22 protein-coding genes are annotated in these 16976 nt (G+C 35.1%); 12 read left to right on the top strand and 10 right to left on the bottom strand.

Annotated features, from left to right (window positions below):
- Positions 1-531 precede the first annotated feature (531 nt).
- Complete coding sequence (locus PSR14_RS08030; protein ID WP_000814817.1) at positions 532-1767, top strand: dicarboxylate/amino acid:cation symporter; 1236 nt, start codon at positions 532-534, stop codon at positions 1765-1767.
- A gap of 22 nt (positions 1768-1789) precedes the next feature.
- On the opposite strand, the gene PSR14_RS08025 is transcribed toward PSR14_RS08030, so the two are convergent.
- Together PSR14_RS08025 and PSR14_RS08020 are read right to left on the bottom strand one after the other, a co-directional pair.
- The gene (locus tag PSR14_RS08025) at positions 1790-1945 is read right to left on the bottom strand and encodes a hypothetical protein (protein ID WP_000184931.1); all 156 of its coding nucleotides are present in this window, start codon (positions 1943-1945) and stop codon (positions 1790-1792) included.
- Positions 1946-2081: 136 nt separating this feature from the next.
- Positions 2082-2501, bottom strand: a complete 420-nt coding sequence (locus PSR14_RS08020; protein WP_000081435.1) for a MarR family winged helix-turn-helix transcriptional regulator — start codon at positions 2499-2501, stop codon at positions 2082-2084.
- Between the two features lie 162 nt (positions 2502-2663).
- Here PSR14_RS08020 and PSR14_RS08015 point away from each other — a divergent pair, with 162 nt between their 5' ends.
- Both PSR14_RS08015 and PSR14_RS08010 read left to right on the top strand, forming a co-directional pair.
- Entirely contained in the window at positions 2664-3095 is a 432-nt protein-coding gene (locus PSR14_RS08015) for a YrvL family regulatory protein (protein ID WP_000503434.1), read from the top strand.
- A 33-nt stretch (positions 3096-3128) separates the two neighbouring features.
- Positions 3129-3716 carry a thioredoxin family protein gene (locus PSR14_RS08010; RefSeq protein ID WP_001997033.1) on the top strand — a complete coding sequence of 196 codons (588 nt, stop codon included), beginning with the start codon at positions 3129-3131 and terminating at the stop codon, positions 3714-3716.
- A gap of 29 nt (positions 3717-3745) precedes the next feature.
- On the opposite strand, the gene uppP is transcribed toward PSR14_RS08010, so the two are convergent.
- Complete coding sequence (gene uppP / locus PSR14_RS08005) at positions 3746-4537, bottom strand: bacitracin resistance undecaprenyl-diphosphatase (protein ID WP_000796248.1); 792 nt, start codon at positions 4535-4537, stop codon at positions 3746-3748.
- Positions 4538-4724: 187 nt separating this feature from the next.
- Between uppP and PSR14_RS08000 the strand changes: the two genes are divergently transcribed.
- The 3 genes from PSR14_RS08000 to PSR14_RS07990 all read left to right on the top strand — a co-directional run bounded on the left by PSR14_RS08000 (position 4725) and on the right by PSR14_RS07990 (position 6501).
- Positions 4725-6086 carry an MATE family efflux transporter gene (locus PSR14_RS08000; RefSeq protein ID WP_000665528.1) on the top strand — a complete coding sequence of 454 codons (1362 nt, stop codon included), beginning with the start codon at positions 4725-4727 and terminating at the stop codon, positions 6084-6086.
- A 73-nt stretch (positions 6087-6159) separates the two neighbouring features.
- Entirely contained in the window at positions 6160-6333 is a 174-nt protein-coding gene (locus PSR14_RS07995; RefSeq protein WP_000343560.1) for a hypothetical protein, read from the top strand.
- Between the two features lie 18 nt (positions 6334-6351).
- Entirely contained in the window at positions 6352-6501 is a 150-nt protein-coding gene (locus PSR14_RS07990; RefSeq protein WP_000744620.1) for a hypothetical protein, read from the top strand.
- A 63-nt stretch (positions 6502-6564) separates the two neighbouring features.
- Here PSR14_RS07990 and PSR14_RS07985 read toward each other — a convergent pair whose 3' ends face one another.
- Positions 6565-7083 (bottom strand): hypothetical protein, encoded by a 519-nt coding sequence (locus PSR14_RS07985; RefSeq protein ID WP_000820144.1) that lies wholly within the window; start codon positions 7081-7083, stop codon positions 6565-6567.
- Positions 7084-7161: 78 nt separating this feature from the next.
- Between PSR14_RS07985 and PSR14_RS07980 the strand changes: the two genes are divergently transcribed.
- On the top strand, positions 7162-8064 hold the full coding sequence (locus PSR14_RS07980) for an aminoglycoside phosphotransferase family protein (protein ID WP_098487587.1): 903 nt from the start codon (positions 7162-7164) through the stop codon (positions 8062-8064).
- A gap of 2 nt (positions 8065-8066) precedes the next feature.
- On the opposite strand, the gene PSR14_RS07975 is transcribed toward PSR14_RS07980, so the two are convergent.
- The 5 genes from PSR14_RS07975 to amaA form a co-directional block, all read right to left on the bottom strand.
- Positions 8067-8228 (bottom strand): hypothetical protein, encoded by a 162-nt coding sequence (locus tag PSR14_RS07975; protein WP_000651089.1) that lies wholly within the window; start codon positions 8226-8228, stop codon positions 8067-8069.
- Between the two features lie 98 nt (positions 8229-8326).
- Complete coding sequence (locus PSR14_RS07970; protein ID WP_000544556.1) at positions 8327-9100, bottom strand: hypothetical protein; 774 nt, start codon at positions 9098-9100, stop codon at positions 8327-8329.
- Positions 9101-9124: 24 nt separating this feature from the next.
- On the bottom strand, positions 9125-9571 hold the full coding sequence (locus PSR14_RS07965) for a flavodoxin (protein WP_000041156.1): 447 nt from the start codon (positions 9569-9571) through the stop codon (positions 9125-9127).
- Positions 9564-9740, bottom strand: a complete 177-nt coding sequence (locus tag PSR14_RS07960) for a hypothetical protein (protein ID WP_000929012.1) — start codon at positions 9738-9740, stop codon at positions 9564-9566. Before PSR14_RS07960 ends, PSR14_RS07965 begins: the two co-directional genes overlap by 8 nt.
- A 274-nt stretch (positions 9741-10014) precedes the next feature.
- On the bottom strand, positions 10015-11184 hold the full coding sequence (gene amaA, locus PSR14_RS07955) for an N-acyl-aliphatic-L-amino acid amidohydrolase (RefSeq protein WP_000376382.1): 1170 nt from the start codon (positions 11182-11184) through the stop codon (positions 10015-10017).
- Positions 11185-11520: 336 nt separating this feature from the next.
- On the opposite strand from amaA, the gene PSR14_RS07950 reads away from it, so the two are divergent.
- The 5 genes from PSR14_RS07950 to dltD all read left to right on the top strand — a co-directional run bounded on the left by PSR14_RS07950 (position 11521) and on the right by dltD (position 15837).
- Entirely contained in the window at positions 11521-11667 is a 147-nt protein-coding gene (locus PSR14_RS07950; RefSeq protein WP_000440293.1) for a teichoic acid D-Ala incorporation-associated protein DltX, read from the top strand.
- A 12-nt stretch (positions 11668-11679) separates the two neighbouring features.
- Entirely contained in the window at positions 11680-13194 is a 1515-nt protein-coding gene (gene dltA, locus PSR14_RS07945; protein WP_000770523.1) for a D-alanine--poly(phosphoribitol) ligase subunit DltA, read from the top strand.
- Positions 13191-14357 (top strand): D-alanyl-lipoteichoic acid biosynthesis protein DltB, encoded by a 1167-nt coding sequence (gene dltB, locus PSR14_RS07940; protein ID WP_000127947.1) that lies wholly within the window; start codon positions 13191-13193, stop codon positions 14355-14357. The genes dltA and dltB overlap by 4 nt, the downstream gene beginning before the upstream one ends.
- A 68-nt stretch (positions 14358-14425) precedes the next feature.
- A complete protein-coding gene (gene dltC, locus PSR14_RS07935) occupies positions 14426-14665 on the top strand; it encodes a D-alanine--poly(phosphoribitol) ligase subunit DltC (protein ID WP_000807310.1) in 240 nt (79 codons plus the stop codon).
- Positions 14662-15837 (top strand): D-alanyl-lipoteichoic acid biosynthesis protein DltD, encoded by a 1176-nt coding sequence (gene dltD / locus PSR14_RS07930; RefSeq protein WP_001030285.1) that lies wholly within the window; start codon positions 14662-14664, stop codon positions 15835-15837. The genes dltC and dltD overlap by 4 nt, the downstream gene beginning before the upstream one ends.
- A 17-nt stretch (positions 15838-15854) precedes the next feature.
- On the opposite strand, the gene PSR14_RS07925 is transcribed toward dltD, so the two are convergent.
- Positions 15855-16949 (bottom strand): nitronate monooxygenase family protein, encoded by a 1095-nt coding sequence (locus PSR14_RS07925; protein ID WP_073542007.1) that lies wholly within the window; start codon positions 16947-16949, stop codon positions 15855-15857.
- Between the last annotated feature and the right edge of the window lie 27 nt (positions 16950-16976).

Genomic DNA, 16976 nt, shown 5'->3' with positions numbered 1-16976 from the left:
CCTTAGGCCATCATATGTGATGGTCTTATTTTTTGTCTTTCTATCTTCTATTTAAAACTCCCTCTCTCTTTCACTCTATGTTCACACGGGCGTCACATCCACATTTTATAGTATATGTATCGAAGTTGTTCCTCCCTAATTTATAAGACATTCCCCAGTGTCTTGAACAACTTCCATCCCTAATTAAATTGACATAAATTGTCCCCTTCCCTAGGTCATCCAATGTGATGGCCTAATTTGTTTTTCAAATACAAAATGTAATCCTCTCTACATTAAAATAAAGTGAAACTTTAATCAGTGGGGAGTTTTTCATCCCCCACTGATTATTAGTTGAACCAATCGGACTTTTATGGGCAGCCCGACCCCCACCTAACTTCTTTGCTTTCGCTGAATCTTGAGGTGGGGGTCTTACTGCCCATTAAAGCGGGATAAATATTTTGTACAAAATATTCAGAAAATATTGTCAAAATAGGTATTTTTTCGGTACAATTAATGTAGAAAGCTATTTTACAAAAAATAAGGGGGATTTTATTGAAACAAACAAAAGCAATCTTAATTGCATTATTTCTCGGTTTAGTTGTCGGACTCACTTTAAATTTAGCTGCACCATCCATTTTTGAACCATTAAATCAATATGTGTTCAATCCACTTGGTCAATTGTTTATTCGCCTCATTAAAATGCTAGTTGTCCCTGTTGTATTCATTTCTATCGTACTTGGAGCTGCTGGTCTTGGAGATCCGAAGCAACTTGGAAGAATTGGTTTAAAATCAATTTCATTCTTTCTTGTAACTACAGCCGTTGCCATCTCTATTGCAGTTACATTTGCACTGATTATACAACCAGGATCTGGTGGTAATTTTAAAACCGAAGGGCTTAAATATGAAGGTGCAAAAACCGAAACATCTTTCGTCGATACATTGCTAAATATCGTACCAGATAATCCAGCAAAAGCGATGGCTGATGGAAACATGTTACAAATTATTGCCTTTGCCGTATTAATTGGACTTGGTATAGCTATTTTAGGAAAACGTGTCCAAGGTATTCATTCATTACTTGAACAGGGCAACGAATTAATGATGTATCTCGTTAATCTCGTTATGAAATTAGCTCCAATCGGAACATTTGGGTTGCTTGCTTCATCCGTTGGTAAAATGGGTCTTGCAGGCGTCGCTGCGATGTTCAAGTATATGATTGTCGTTATGCTAGTACTTATTATTCACGGTGTCTTCGTATATGGTGGCTTATTAAAAGTATTGGCAAAAGAAAGCATTGTCCGTTTCTTTAAACATTTCGGACCAGTAATGGCGATTGGATTTAGTACATCTAGCTCTAATGCATCTCTTCCATTTGCAATGAAAACCGCACAAGAGAAGCTTGGTGTTCCAAAAGCAATTAGCTCTTTTGTACAACCACTAGGTGCAACAATTAATATGGATGGTACTGCCATTATGCAAGGTGTAGCAACTGTATTTATCGCTCAAGTATACGGCGTTGAACTTACTATTTCCCAACTAGCTGTAGTCGTATTAACTGCTGTACTAGCTAGTATCGGCACTGCTGGTGTACCAGGTGTTGGGCTTGTAATGCTGACGATGGTTTTAAATCAAGTAAATCTACCGGTAGAAGGTATTGCCTTAATTATCGGTATTGACCGCATTCTAGATATGTCAAGAACAGCTGTAAATATTTCTGGTGATGCAATTTGCGCAATGATTGTCGCAAAATCAGAAGAAAAATATAATACAGATCAATCTGCCGCATCTTAAATCAAAAAAGGAGTGAAATGATTCACTCCTTTTTTGATTTACTTCCCTTTTTCGAACGATATTCTTTTCCTTTATTATCGTTACCAGTTTCAAATTCTGCACTAAACTCTTGTTGAAATTGCCCTGATTTCGGTGAGCCTTGATTTCCGCTCCCTTTACTACCATTTCGATTTGTCATATTTCTGCCCCCTTCCTTTATTAGTAGTATGTTACATATTTTCTTTTTTATAATCTTTTACATACGAAAAAAGACCTTCCTCATATAAGGAAAGTCTTTTTTTTTGAAGTGTAAGCGTTTTCTTACTTGTAATAACTTAAATAAGTTTTTTAGAAATAGATATCATTATATTCATTTCTTCTTCTGAAAGCGTAGAAAATCTTTCTTGTAAATATTGTTTTTTCGCATCTTCCATTTTCGCAACTAAATCTTTTCCTTGTTCAGTAATCTCCAAATATACAACTCGGCGATCTGACGTAGAACGTGAACGAGTTACAAAACCTTTATTAATTAATTTTTCTGTAACAGCTGTAATATGACTATTCGACACATTTAATTCATTCGCTACACGTGATACCATTTCTTTATTCGTACGATTCAATATTCTAAGGACGATGAACTCATTCCACGGTATGTAACCACCAAATATTTTTCCAATATCATTACGCAACGTGCGGAACATAGCAAAAACATTTGTCGATAGTTCTTCCATTAATTGCTCTCGATTTTGAGACAACTTTGACAGCCCCTTTTATTTCATTTAGTTAAATAAAAACCTTATTAATAATTCTACATGAAATCTTACTTTTTGTCACCTTATTTTCCCATAATTCGTAGTTTTTTAATAGATATTTCATGATAAAATGAAGTTGAATTTCCAAAAAAAGGAGTTGGGATAGTGGGTGAAGAAGACAAATTTTCGAATTTCAATCTAAAAGATAAAACTTTGATCATTGGTTTTGTTATTCTGTTCCTCATTGTAATTTTTGCATTTATATTTTTTATATATGTAGGAATCTTTCATATTACTGGTGTAGAGTATCGATCGCGCACTGCCTTACTTCTATTTTTTTTATTAATTACTTTCTTAGACGGTATTATATTTTTCATCTTCGTTTTCTTCAAGGCACTGCTATATCCAATGACACAAAACATGCCAAATTGGCTTTCTATTACTCTTTTTGCAATCATTGAAATTACGCTAGATTGGTTCGTCATTCATACCGCTGACGATTGGATAGAGAGCGTGCAACTATCCAACATAGCTGAATTATGTGTCGTACTATTCTTTTTCCTATTAAGTAAATTATTAAGTGACAAGAAAGAGTAAGAATACAAGCTTTTCTATATAAAAATTGGTACAATGAAAACAAATCATACTAAAGAGGTGTTACTTATGAACTTACAAAAATGGGCTGATAAAGGTATGTCCTTTGATACATATGTGAATGAAATGAAAGTAAATCAATACGAGCTACTGCACATTTACAATAATTTTTTAATTCCAAATGAATTACTTCCTGTATTAGAAGAACGTCAAAATGATGGCTGGCGTGTTATCGTATTAACAGCTGATTGGTGTGGCGATGCTCTTTTATGCGTGCCTGTTATGAAACGAATTTCTGAAGTTGCAAATATTGATATGTCATTATTAATTCGCGATGAAAACTTAGAATTAATGGATCAATATTTAACAAACGGAACAGCACGTGCGATTCCAATCTTTATTTTCATTGATAAAGATGGAAACGAACAAGCCGTTTGGGGACCACGTGCTCCAAAAGTACAAGAGTTAGTAACTTCAATGCGCGCTACATTGCCTGAAAAAGAAGATCCAACATTCGAAGAGAAACAAAAAGAAATGTACGCTAATTTCCGTGCCACATTAGCTGATGACACTTCTCTTTGGGAACATGTAATGGAAAGCATGATGGAAAAAGTAGTAAAATAAAAAAACTGCCGAACTCGGCAGTTTTTTTATTACATAATGAAGAAATAGAATACCGCAGCTAAAATGAAACGGTAGTAAGCAAACGGTGTTAGTTTTACACGAGATAATAATTTTAAGAATGAAACAATTGCAAGCATTGCAACAACGAACGCCGTAATAAATCCTGTTGCAAATAGCGGTATATCAGCCGCACTTAATATATCCCAGCTTTTAATTAAATCTAAGCCACTTGCAGCTACCATCATTGGTACTGCTAAAATGAATGTATATTCAGCTGCCGCTGTATGTGACACGCGAGCTAATAAACCACCACTTATTGTAGAACCAGAACGAGAAAATCCTGGCCAAAGCGCTAAACATTGGAACATTCCGATTGTAAATGCTTGCTTATATGTGATTTCATCTAATGTTCTTGCTGTACTTGGTTTTGAAAACTTCTCAGCAACAATCATTAAAATACCACCAGCCACTAAGCTAATGACAACTGGGCCTGGCCCAAATAAAACTTCTTTAATCGCACTATGGAACAATACGCCAAGTACGCCGGCAGGAATCATTCCGATAATAATATGTAATAAATTTAACGATGGTCCGTCTGTTACTTTCCCTATACCTACTAAAGACCATAGACGCTTCCAAAATATAACTACAACTGCTAAAATCGATCCCAATTGAATAACAACTTCGAAAACTTTCGCTCTCTCATCGTCAAATCCAAGTAAATGACCTGTTAAAATCATATGCCCTGTTGATGAAACTGGTAAAAACTCTGTTAAACCTTCAACAGCACCCATGATTATTCCAATTAACCAATCAGCCACGAGTAGTGCCTCCTTAATAACTAATAATATGTAATTTTTTCATACCTTACCATAATACCTTATCCCCTTTCAAAGTGCATCCTTTTTTATAGTCAAACCGTAGTTTTAATAAGCTTATTCCTTTTCTATTTTTTGATTAAATTGTATGATAGTAAGAGTTTTCTTTTTTACGTAGAAAGGGGATTTTATGAAAGAAACTAGTACATTCTCACAAAAATTAAAGCAATTTGTATTACTATTTTTCCCGATTTTTGTTACGCAAATGTCATTATTTGCAATGAGCTTTTTTGATACAACAATGTCAGGACATGCAAGCCCTATTGATTTAGCAGGGGTTGCTATCGGAACGAGTATATGGATTCCAGTTAGTACGGGATTAACAGGTATTTTGATGGCTACAACTCCAATTGTTGCGCAACTCGTTGGATCTAAGAAAAAAGAAGATGTTCCCCAAGTCGTCATACAAGCAGTCTATTTAGCAATTTGCGCTAGCTTCGTCGTTATGCTTATTGGATTTTTCGCTGTTACACCCATTTTAAATGGCATGCGATTAGAAGAACCGGTAGAACGTATTGCAGCACAATTTTTAAGTATTATTGCAATGGGAATTATTCCTTTATTTACTTACACTGTTTTACGTGGATTTATTGATGCATTAGGAAAAACTCGCACAACGATGATTATTACGTTACTATCATTACCTATTAACGTAATATTAAATTATGCATTAATTTTTGGGCATTTCGGTTTTCCAAAACTCGGTGGTGTCGGAGCAGCAATTGCTTCTGCAGCAACCTATTGGTGCATTTTAATTATTACCGTTATGATTATTCGTACGAAAGAGCCTTTTGCATCTTTCCATATTTTTAAACAGTTATATCGCCCTTCTCTTTCTAGTTGGAAAGAGTTCTTAAAACTTGGCGTCCCTATCGGATTTGCTATCTTTTTTGAAACGAGTATTTTCGCTGCAGTAACACTTATGATGAGTAATTTTAGTACGACAACAATCGCAGCTCATCAAGCAGCTATGAACTTCGCTTCCTTGCTATATATGACTCCTTTAAGTTTAGCAATGGCCATGACCATCTCTGTTGGATTTGAAGTTGGAGCGAAACGATATAATAACGCAAAACAATATGGATTTATCGGGATTGGCTTAGCACTTGCATTCGCCCTATTATATTCCATTCTTCTTTACTTCTTTGATGATGAAATTGCTTCTATTTATACGACAGATATACAAGTTCATCATTTAGCAAAAGAATTTCTTATATTTGCGATTTTATTTCAAATCTCAGATGCAATTGCAACTCCTGTACAAGGGGCACTACGTGGTTATAAAGATGTAAATGTCGCCTTAATTATGACATTAATCGCCTATTGGGTAATTGGTCTCCCTCTCGGTTACATATTAGCAACCTATACTGATTGGGCAGCAAAAGGATATTGGATCGGTCTTATTATCGGTCTAGCATTTGGAGCAACCTTCCTCCTTATCCGTCTCTTTCAAGTTCAGAGAAAATATACAACGCAAAACAGCCGCTCATAATATAGCGGTTGTTTTCTTTATGCATATTTTTTCTTGTAACGTATAACATAATGAAAAAGAAAGGTGGATACATATGGACGAAAAAGAAAAAAAGCAATCATTCGACGAAGAATTCGCCCCTGAAATTTCACCTGGATATCGGCAAGATGTACATAAACAACCTAAATATAAAAACACTTCGTTTTTAATGGGGATTACCATTTTTGCCGCTGTATTGCTTGTGCTTATCATTTTCGTTTATTTTTGATGGAAGGTGATTTATTATATGAAGAAACAAAATTCCAATCGTTCAAAAAGAATTGTGAAAACAGAAAAAGGGTATGCAGGTGATTCGGTTCTTACTCAGAAACAAGTCGAGCAAGGAAATTTATATATTGCTCAAAAAGAACTTGGTCAACAAAATGAAAATCTTTAAAATCCCTCAAAGAACTGGGGGATTTTTTATACCGCTATTTATGGTACTGGTTCATATTTCTCTTTATTGTACGTACTGTTTTTGTTCTAATACCTTAAATGTATGATTAACCTTTACAATTTTCATTTCATAATTCAATTTCATTTCGCTTCTCTTACCATTTTCAGTACCCGCCACGTACGCTACAGTTTGATAGAGAAAACTTCCATCCGTCACTTCACGTATCTCCTCGTTTATAAATTTATACTCTAAATCCTGAAAACGATTTGGATAATAATTTTTCATTAATTGTTCATAACCTCTATTTAAAAATAGTTCTTCACCTTTTCGTTTCACATCTTCTTTATTAGTAAACTCAAAAACTGATAGTTGCTCGGTCACAAAATGTTCTCCTACCTTTTTCATTTCATTATGAGTTAAAGTTTCTATACCTTTGTTTTTTAATTCCTTATTTAATCCGTACTGATCAATCGGTTTATAGCCCGCAAAAACCTCTTCTTTATATGACCAAAACAATCCAAAAGCGATACAGGGAGAAGTGATTAATAGTCTTTTCTTTATAACACTCCCGCCCCTCTTCATAATGATAATTATATTTTAACATATAGAAAGAAAATTCTGATATCATAAAGTGGAATAACTTAGAAACGAGGAACAATTATGGACTCTTACAAACAATATATAAAAGAAGCTTTGCCTAATCTTTCTATACATTCCTATAAACAAAATGAAGAAGGATGGGATAATGTAGCGATTATAGTAAATGATGAGCTGCTGTTTCGTTTCCCGCGAAAACAGGAATATGCAATGCGAATTCCGTTAGAAAAAGAACTGTGCACAATTCTCACTCAATCACTACAAGAAATCGAAGTTCCACAATATCACCTAATTTATACAAATGAATCTGATGAGGTTCCTCTTTGTAGCTACTATACTCTCATTCATGGTGAACCGTTAAAAACAGAAATAGTTGCGAACTTAGATGAAAAAGAACGAAAAATAATTATTACACAATTAGCTACTTTCCTTGCGGCTCTACATAGCATTCCTCTAAAAAGTGTTACAGCGTTAGGGTTCCCTACCGAAAAAACACTTACCTACTGGAAAGAGCTACAAACTAAATTAAATGAGTATGTTACTAACAGTCTAACTTCGTTCCAGAAATCAACCTTAAACCGTTTATTCGAGAATTTCTTTGCCTGTCTAGCTATATCCAAATTTCAAAATACAATCATTCACGCTGATTTTACACATCATCACATTTTATTTGATAAACAAAATAAAACCATTTCAGGAATCATTGATTTTGGTGATGCTCAAATTGGAGATCCTGCCTTTGACTTTGCTGGGCTATATGATGATTTCGGACATGAATTTACTACATCAGTATATGAACAATACTGTACACTTACTTCACACCATGATCCATTACTCATTCACCGCATCACGAGTTTTTATCAATACAGTCCTTTACTACATAATATAATTTATAACTTTGAAACAAAGAATGAACTTGAATTTTTAGCTGGTATAGAACAACTGAAAGCAATACTACAGGGATGAGATTACATTCTCTCCCTATATTCTCTCTCCTCATATAACATTAACTTTTTATCCATTTCAACAATGACTTTATACAGTTGAAATGCCTGTAAAATTTGCAGTTGAATTCCAAAAGGGGCATTCTGTTCTTTTAACCATTGAAATACTTTCGTTTCATCTTTCATTGATTATTCCTCCCTTTATTAAAATCTGCTACAAATATACGGTACATGATGAAAAGCTTTTCATGTCAACAACAAAAAAGGATGCAAATTTGCATCCTTTAATGTACGATATTTTTCTTCTGTTTCGCTTCTTTCTTTACTTCTTCCCCTTGGCATTCACTACGAAATGCACAACTTATACACTCAGAACGAAAATGACGCTCTGTATAATGCTCTGGTTGCTGTAACATTTCTTTCATTCTAGATAAATGAGCCATTCCAGTTATAATATCTTCCTGTTTCGGAGTGTAGTCATACTTAGTTCCTTCTATTAAATTAATAACTTCAATTTTCCCTGGAAGAATGCCAAAAGCTTTATAACTAAATACTGTCATTAGCTTTTGACAAAGAGCAAGCATTTCCTCATCCGCATCGACAACATACTTTTTAATTACAAACGACTCAGTACTCCACTCACCAACTTCTAATGTCAATGACATGTGGACACCTAACTCTTCCATATATGTTTGAAATTTTTCATATAAAAATAACGGTGGTGTCTGACTATCATCTCTTTCAACAAACTGTAATAAGTGATCCGTTAGCTTCGCTAACACAATGTAATACTCCATCTTCGAAGCAAACATATTAACCCTTACTTTTTTCCAATACTTTTCTATTAATATTAAAAGTACAATTTTCGTTTGTTGGCCTGCCGGTAATGTGTAATATTCGTTAATAATTCGATTCACAATCATTTGTGCGATTTGTTGCCATTCAAACGAAGAAGGTTCTCTTCTTTTGATATGACGAAAATAAAATTTATGTGGACAACGCATAAAATCATACAAATGATAATCTGTCATCGTTTTAATTGCGATTTTCTCATGCACTTGCTCTTCATCTCCCTTCTGCCATTAAGAAAGGTGTTTTACAAATTCAGCTCCAAACTGTAAACATTTTTCTACATCTTCATCTTCTGGCGTTAATTCTACTTTTAATCCTTCTGACACAACTTCTGCCCCGCGTTCTTTTAGCTTTTCTATTAAAATGTCAACTGCCACGCCATATTTTGGATAAGCTGAATCACCTGATCCGAATACTGCCGCTTTTTTCCCAGTTAAATCAATAGAATCCATTGCGTCATAAAAATCTAAGAAATCATCCGGAAGGTCACCATCTCCCCAAGTGTATGCACCTAAAATAATTCCATCATACTGTTCTAATATAGAAGCTTCTGGTGAATCCATAATATCAATCACTTCAATTTCATTTTCAGTTTCACGAATCACGCCGGCAATATGATCAGCCATTTCCTCTGTATTTCCACTCATACTTGCAAAAATCATTACTAACTTACTCAACTGAACCTCTCCCCTTACTTTGTATCTCTTTTTCTGTTTGAATGCTCTTCTTCTCATCTACATATTCCGAACGAATTACATTTCGTTGCCATTCCATATGCTGATCAACTTCTTTATTTTTATCTTTTAATCCCCTCCGTAGAAGGTGAAATTTTTTTCTCATTAACATGTCGCATCCATCCTATTGATAATAATTATCAATTTCAACTATTTTTAGATTAATTGATATTGATTATCACTGTCAACAACTTTTTTTAAAAAATGATTAAAATGTACAAGCTTGTCCGTTAGCTATTCATATACTATAAATGAGCATAGTTCTTTCTCAGCCCTCTCTGACGGAAAGAAATAAAAGCAACTGCGATAGAGCGCAGTTGCCTTTTTTTATCCCACTTTAATGGGCAGTAAAACCCCCACTGATTAAAGTTGCACTTTATACTTTTCTATGATTTCAATAATCTCATTGTTGTTTCTAAAAATAATTCCACTCCATAAATGAGAGCTGATTCATCTACATCAAATTTTGGATGATGATGCGGGTAGCAAGTATCTATCTTTTTATTACCAGTCCCTAATTTAATAAAACAACCAGGTGCTTTTCTTAAATATGCCGAAAAATCTTCTCCTCCCATAGAAGGTTCAAGCTTCACAACACGCTCATTTCCAAACAAATGTAGTGCACTTTCTTCTACTACTTTCGTAATATATTCATCATTAATAACCGGATCATATCCATATCGATACGAATATGTATACGACCCTCCATGTGCTTCTGTAATTCCTTTCACGATTTTCTCAATTTTCTCTTCTGCTTCCAACCTTAATGCTTGATTAAATGAACGAACAGTGCCCATTAAAGTTGCTGCACTAGGAATAATATTATCAGCCATTCCCCCATGAAACTGCGTAACTGAAACGACTCTTTGCATGAAAGCACTTGTATTTCTTGATACAATATGTTGTAGATTTGTAATAATCTGCGCTCCGATAGCAATAGGATCTATCGTTTCCTCCGGCCTCGCCGCATGTCCCCCTTTCCCTTGAATTTCAACTGTAAATACGTCTGGTGCCGCCATCATCGGCCCATACGCAATGCCTATCTTTCCGCTCTCAAGTCCTGACATAACATGTAAACCTATTACATAATCAACACCGTCCATTACACCTGCCTCAACCATTTCTTGTCCCCCGCCGGGATATACCTCTTCTGCGTGCTGAAAAAATAGACGAATCTCCCCTGCAAAATCTTCCTTTATATTTGACAGTACTTCTGCTGTCCCCAACAAAATAGCTGCGTGAGCATCATGTCCACATGCATGCATTACACCTTTATTCACAGACGTATAAGATTTACTCGTCTCCTCTTGAATTGGCAGAGCATCTATATCAGCTCGAATCGCAACTACTTTCCCTTGTTCCGTTCCTCTTTTAATTGCTAGTACACTATACTTCGTCGGTCTCGTTACTTCAAAAGAAGAAAATGTGCATAATGTATCATATATAAATTGTGAAGTTTCTTTTTCATGAAACGATAATTCTGGATACTTATGGAAATATCTTCTCCATTTCACGATATTTTCTTCCGAAATTAGATTCTTCCACACTCTATCCATGATAATTTCCTCCTTTTTAAAAGGGCTAGAAATGTAAAAGTTTACTTTGTCTCGAATGACTCATAAGCACAAATACTATATTTTACGTATTCTTCTAGTCCACTTTTATGTATTCACACAATCCACTTCCTATTTACATATCAAATCCATTACAAATTGATGCTGAATGTAATATAATTGCTAAGTTAGGGATTTTCTTTTTTAGTATTTAGTGCTAATATCAGAAAAGAGCCTTTTGACTTATTTTTACCTAAAATGTGGAATTTTGTTTTTTTCACAATAATGTAGGACATGATACCTACAAAGAGCTATTATTTCATTAAGAGAGGGAAAGACATGGAAAGATTAAAAGAGATATGGTCTCGACCACTCACACAATGGGTTGCAAAGACGGTTTATTACCTTGCAATTTTATTTGCATTACTTTGGTTGTATGGATTCCATGATACAAACACAAGTACATTTATTTACAATGAATTCTAGGGTGGGAACGTTATGAAGTTATTAGAACAAATTGAAAAGTGGGCTATTGAAACGCCTGATCAAACTGCTTTTGTTTGGCGAGATGCGAAAATTACGTACAAACAATTAAAGGAAGATTCTGATGCGTTAGCACATTGGATTTCTTCTGAGTATCCAGATGATCGTTCACCAATTATGGTGTATGGCCATATGCAACCTGAAATGATTATTAACTTTTTAGGATGTGTAAAAGCTGGACATGCTTATATTCCTGTAGATTTATCTATCCCAGCTGATCGTGTACAACGTATCGCTGAAAATTCTGGTGCGAAACTACTTTTATCAGGAACTGAAGTAACTGTAACTGATTTACCAGTTCGCATTGTAAGTGAGGACAACTTAAAAGATATTTTCTTTACTCATAAAGGGAAAACTCCAAATCCTGAACATGCGGTAAAAGGTGATGAAAACTTCTACATTATTTACACATCAGGAAGCACAGGTAATCCGAAAGGGGTTCAGATTACTTATAACTGCCTTGTAAGTTTTACAAAATGGGCTGTAGAAGATTTCAACTTACAAACGGGGCAAGTATTCTTAAACCAAGCACCTTTCTCATTTGATTTATCTGTCATGGATATTTACCCATCATTAGTAACAGGTGGTACACTTTGGGCAATTGATAAAGATATGATTGCACGTCCAAAAGACTTGTTTGCTTCTTTAGAGCAATCGGATATACAAGTATGGACTTCCACACCATCTTTCGCAGAAATGTGTTTAATGGAAGCATCTTTCTCTGAGAGTATGCTACCAAACATGAAAACATTCTTATTCTGCGGTGAAGTGTTACCAAATGAAGTAGCTAGAAAATTAATTGAGCGTTTCCCAAAAGCAACAATTATGAATACGTACGGTCCAACTGAAGCTACTGTCGCTGTAACAGGTATTCACGTTACAGAAGAAGTGCTTGATCAATACAAATCACTTCCAGTTGGCTACTGTAAATCAGACTGCCGCCTTCTTATTATGAAAGAAGATGGTACGATTGCGCCTGATGGTGAAAAAGGTGAAATCGTAATTGTTGGTCCAAGCGTAAGCGTTGGATATTTAGGAAGCCCTGAATTAACAGAAAAAGCATTTACTATGATTGACGGTGAGCGCGCCTATAAAACAGGCGATGCTGGCTATGTTGAAAATGGTCTTCTATTCTATAATGGTCGTCTTGATTTCCAAATTAAGCTGCATGGTTATCGAATGGAATTAGAAGAAATTGAGCATCACCTTCGTGCGTGTTCTTACGTAGAAGGAGCAGTTATCGTTCCAATTAAAAAAGGTGAGAAATACGATTATTTATTAGCGGTTGTTGTTCCTGGAGAACATTCATTTGAAAAAGAATTCAAATTAACATCTGCAATCAAAAAAGAACTCAATGAGCGATTACCAAACTACATGATTCCACGTAAATTCATGTATCAATCTTCTATTCCAATGACACCAAATGGAAAGGTAGATCGCAAAAAATTATTGAGTGAGGTTACAGCATGACCGCATATGGATCATTTTATTTTTTCGCTATAGTGGGCATTTTGTTAATACCTACTATCATAGCTGGATTAAAAGGTAAAATGTTGCGTAAATATAATGCCGTTTTAACATTAGTCATGCTTGCTATTATCTTCTCAGATAAACCGAAGCAAGCGATTATGTTAGCCGCATTTATTATTTGGCAATATGCCCTAATTAAAGGCTATTTACTTTTAAGAAAACAAAATAATAGTACATTCACGTTTTGTATAGCTGTTATTTTATCAATTTTGCCACTTATTTTGGCAAAAATCGCACCATTTGCACCTGACCTAAAGTTTATTGTATTTTTAGGTATGTCTTATGTAACATTTAGGGCAGTACAAATGGTATTTGAAGTTCGTGATGGTTTAATTAAAGAACTATCCTTCTTTAATTTTTGGGAATTCGTTTTATTCTTCCCAGCAATTTCAACAGGACCTATCGATCGTTACCGTAGATTCCAAAAAGATATTCAAAAGCCACCTAGTGCAGAAGAATATCAAAATTTACTATATACTGGATTAAACCGTATTTTCCAAGGTTTCTTGTATAAATTTATTATCGCTTACTTAATAAAGCAATATTTTATGGATCCGGCATTTGCACAGCAAGATACAATCCTATCCAATATGATTTACATGTATAGCTATAGCTTATATTTATTCTTCGACTTTGCTGGTTATAGCTCATTTGTAATTGGTGTGAGTTATATGATGGGTATTAAAACGCCAGAAAACTTTAATAAACCGTTCATTAGTCGTAATATTAAAGACTTCTGGAACCGCTGGCACATGAGTTTATCATTCTGGTTCCGTGATTTTATTTACATGCGTTTCGTCTTTTTTGCAACGAAGAAAAAGTTAATTAAGAACCGTTACACTATTTCGTATATCGGGGCGTTTTTAAACTTCTTCATTATGGGAATTTGGCATATTACTGGTGAGCATGTGTATCAATACATTATTTATGGTCTTTATCATGCCGCACTGTTTATTCTATTCGATATTTTCGAACGAAAAAACAAAAAGCATAAGTTTTGGCCAAACAACAAATTTACACACGTCCTTGCGATCGTAATTACGTTCCACGTTGTATGTTTCGGTTTCCTAATTTTCTCTGGACACCTTAACAGATACTTTTAATGCACCCTTCTTATACCATTAAGAAGTTGCACATATAATATATTTCGGATATAAAGGAGATTTTAAAAATGGCAGAATTTAAAGAGCAAGTATTAGATATTTTAGAAGAAGTATGTGAAAACGATATTGTAAAAGAAAACTTAGATGTTCAATTATTTGAAGAAGGTATTCTTGATTCTTTCGCTGTAGTATCTTTATTAGTTGAATTCCAAGAGCGTTTAGATATTGAAGTTTCTATTTCTGATTTTGATCGTGACGAGTGGGCTACTCCAAACATGGTTATTAAGAAGTTGGAAGAAATCCGATGAACAAAGCAAAATTTGGTCCGATGCTTTTAGCATTGGCCCTTTTTGCTGTATTCCTACTTATTCCGACGCGCTTTCTACTCCCGCTTTTAAGTGACGAAAAAGTAGAACAAGCTGCAACTTCTTTAAAAGAAGAAAAGATTCAAAGTATGATTTTACAGCAAAAGATGTTAGCAGACTCGAAATACCTTCCGATGTATGGTTCATCGGAATTCGCACGTATGGATGCTTACCATCCATCAAATTATTTCAAAGTAAAGCCTGAAGGATTCACACCATTCCTACTTGGACGTGGCGGAACACAAGACCTTGTACATGTATTAAACTTTGCATCTACAATGGATCAATTGAAAGATAAGAAAATGGTATTCGTTCTTTCTCCGCAATGGTTTGTACCACAAGGTATTGATGAAACACACTTTGCACCTAACTTTTCAAAGCAACAAGGTTACCACTTCATTTTCAACGATGATGTAAAACCTGAAATGAAAAAGCAAATTGCAAAGCGTTTATTAAACTTTGAGATCGTTAAGAAAGAAACTTTATTAAAAATTTCGCTTGAAGGTATCGTTTACGATGATACAAAGCATAAAGTAAAAGCACTTGCTGCTAAACCTTTCGCTTATATTTATCGTAACATTTTAGATCGTAAAGATTTATTTACAGCTATGTTTAATATTAAACCGCATAAAGAAAAACTTGATCCTTCATTAAAACAAATGAGCTGGGAAGAGGCTCGTAAACATGCAGATCAAACAGGTGCAGCAGAATCTGGATCTAACAATTACGGTATTGAAGATGGTTACTTCAACAGCAAAATCAAGAAAAAATTAAAGCAACGTGAAGGCTACTTAAAAAATGATGCTTATGATCAATCGCCAGAATATGAAGATTTACAAATTGCACTTGATTTATTAAAACAATCTGGTGCAAAACCACTCTTCATTTCTGTTCCTGTAAAAGGTCCTTGGTACGATTACGCTGGCTTCCCGAAAGAACGCCGAGAATTGTACTATAAGAAAGTTCATGAGCAAATTGAGAAAGCTGGCTATCCAATTGCTGACTTCTCAAATCATGAGTATGATAAATACTTCTTAAAAGATCACATGCACTTAGGTTGGAAAGGCTGGGTTTATATCGATGAAGCCATCCAACAATTTTATAAAGCAAACTAATGAAAAGACCGCTTGAATTATTCAAGTGGTCTTTTTCTATATACATTTTGCAATTGTTCAATTGTGTTATCTGCTTCTTTCATCACTCTCTCCACTACATGCTGAGCTGATTCTATTCGTGCTAATGATGACGCTTGTCCTGCCCAAAGTGACATATATTCTCCATTATTTTGCTTTGCTGCTTGTTGGCGTATTTTAGAGGTTAATACATTTTGCACCGGATACATCGGAAGGTCTTCTTCTTTCCCTTCATGCTTCTCTATAAATTCATTACGAATACCTCGTGCATATTTCCCGGAAAACGCACGAGTCACAGTTGTACTCGTATCTGTACTACGTAAAACCGCTTTTTTATACACGTCATGCGTAATACTCTCTTCACTCGTTAAAAAGGCTGATCCCATTTGAACAGCTTCTGCTCCCAGTGTAAATGCAGCAACAAGCCCTTGCCCGTTCATTACACCACCTGCTGCAACAATCGGGATATGCGGAACTGCTGCTACTAGCTGCGGAATTAATGCAAACGTACCAATCATAGCGTCCTGTTCTTTCCCGATAAACGTTCCTCTATGCCCTCCTGCCTCGCTGCCTTGACCGACAATAATGTCTACTCCTAATTCAGCAAGCACTTTCGCCTCTGCCACATGAGTAGCTGTGCCGATGACTTTTATTCCACTTCTTTTCAAATCATTTATCTCTTCTTTTTCTAACGTTTGAAACGCAAAGCTAACGACTGGTACTTTTTCTTCTACTAACACTTGTAATTGTTCTTTATAACTTTTTGGAAGCTTTACCTGCTCTTCTTCCTCTATACCGAATTCTCTATTCACTCTGCTAAGTAATCTCTTTGCCAAGTTTATCTTCTCTTCTTCTATCTGTATCTCTTTTGTTAAAAGTAAATTAACACCGAAGGGCTTATCTGTTAGCTCCCTTATTGTATAAATTGCTTCACGAATTTGTTCTGGGCTCATATAGCCTGCTCCAAGCGTTCCTAATCCTCCGCTATTACTCACAGCTGCAACGAGTTCTGGCGTCGTAATCGCACCCGCCATACCGGCTTGAATGATGGGATACTTAATTTGTAATGTATCTATGACTCGACTTGTAAACATTGTTTCTCCTCCTATTCTCTTTATATC

This window comes from Bacillus sp. A01H (genome assembly GCF_045277205.1).
In the GTDB taxonomy this organism is placed as follows: domain Bacteria; phylum Bacillota; class Bacilli; order Bacillales; family Bacillaceae_G; genus Bacillus_A; species Bacillus_A paranthracis.
Note: the sequence above shows the minus strand (reverse complement) of the source record. Positions and strands in the feature narration are given on the sequence as shown.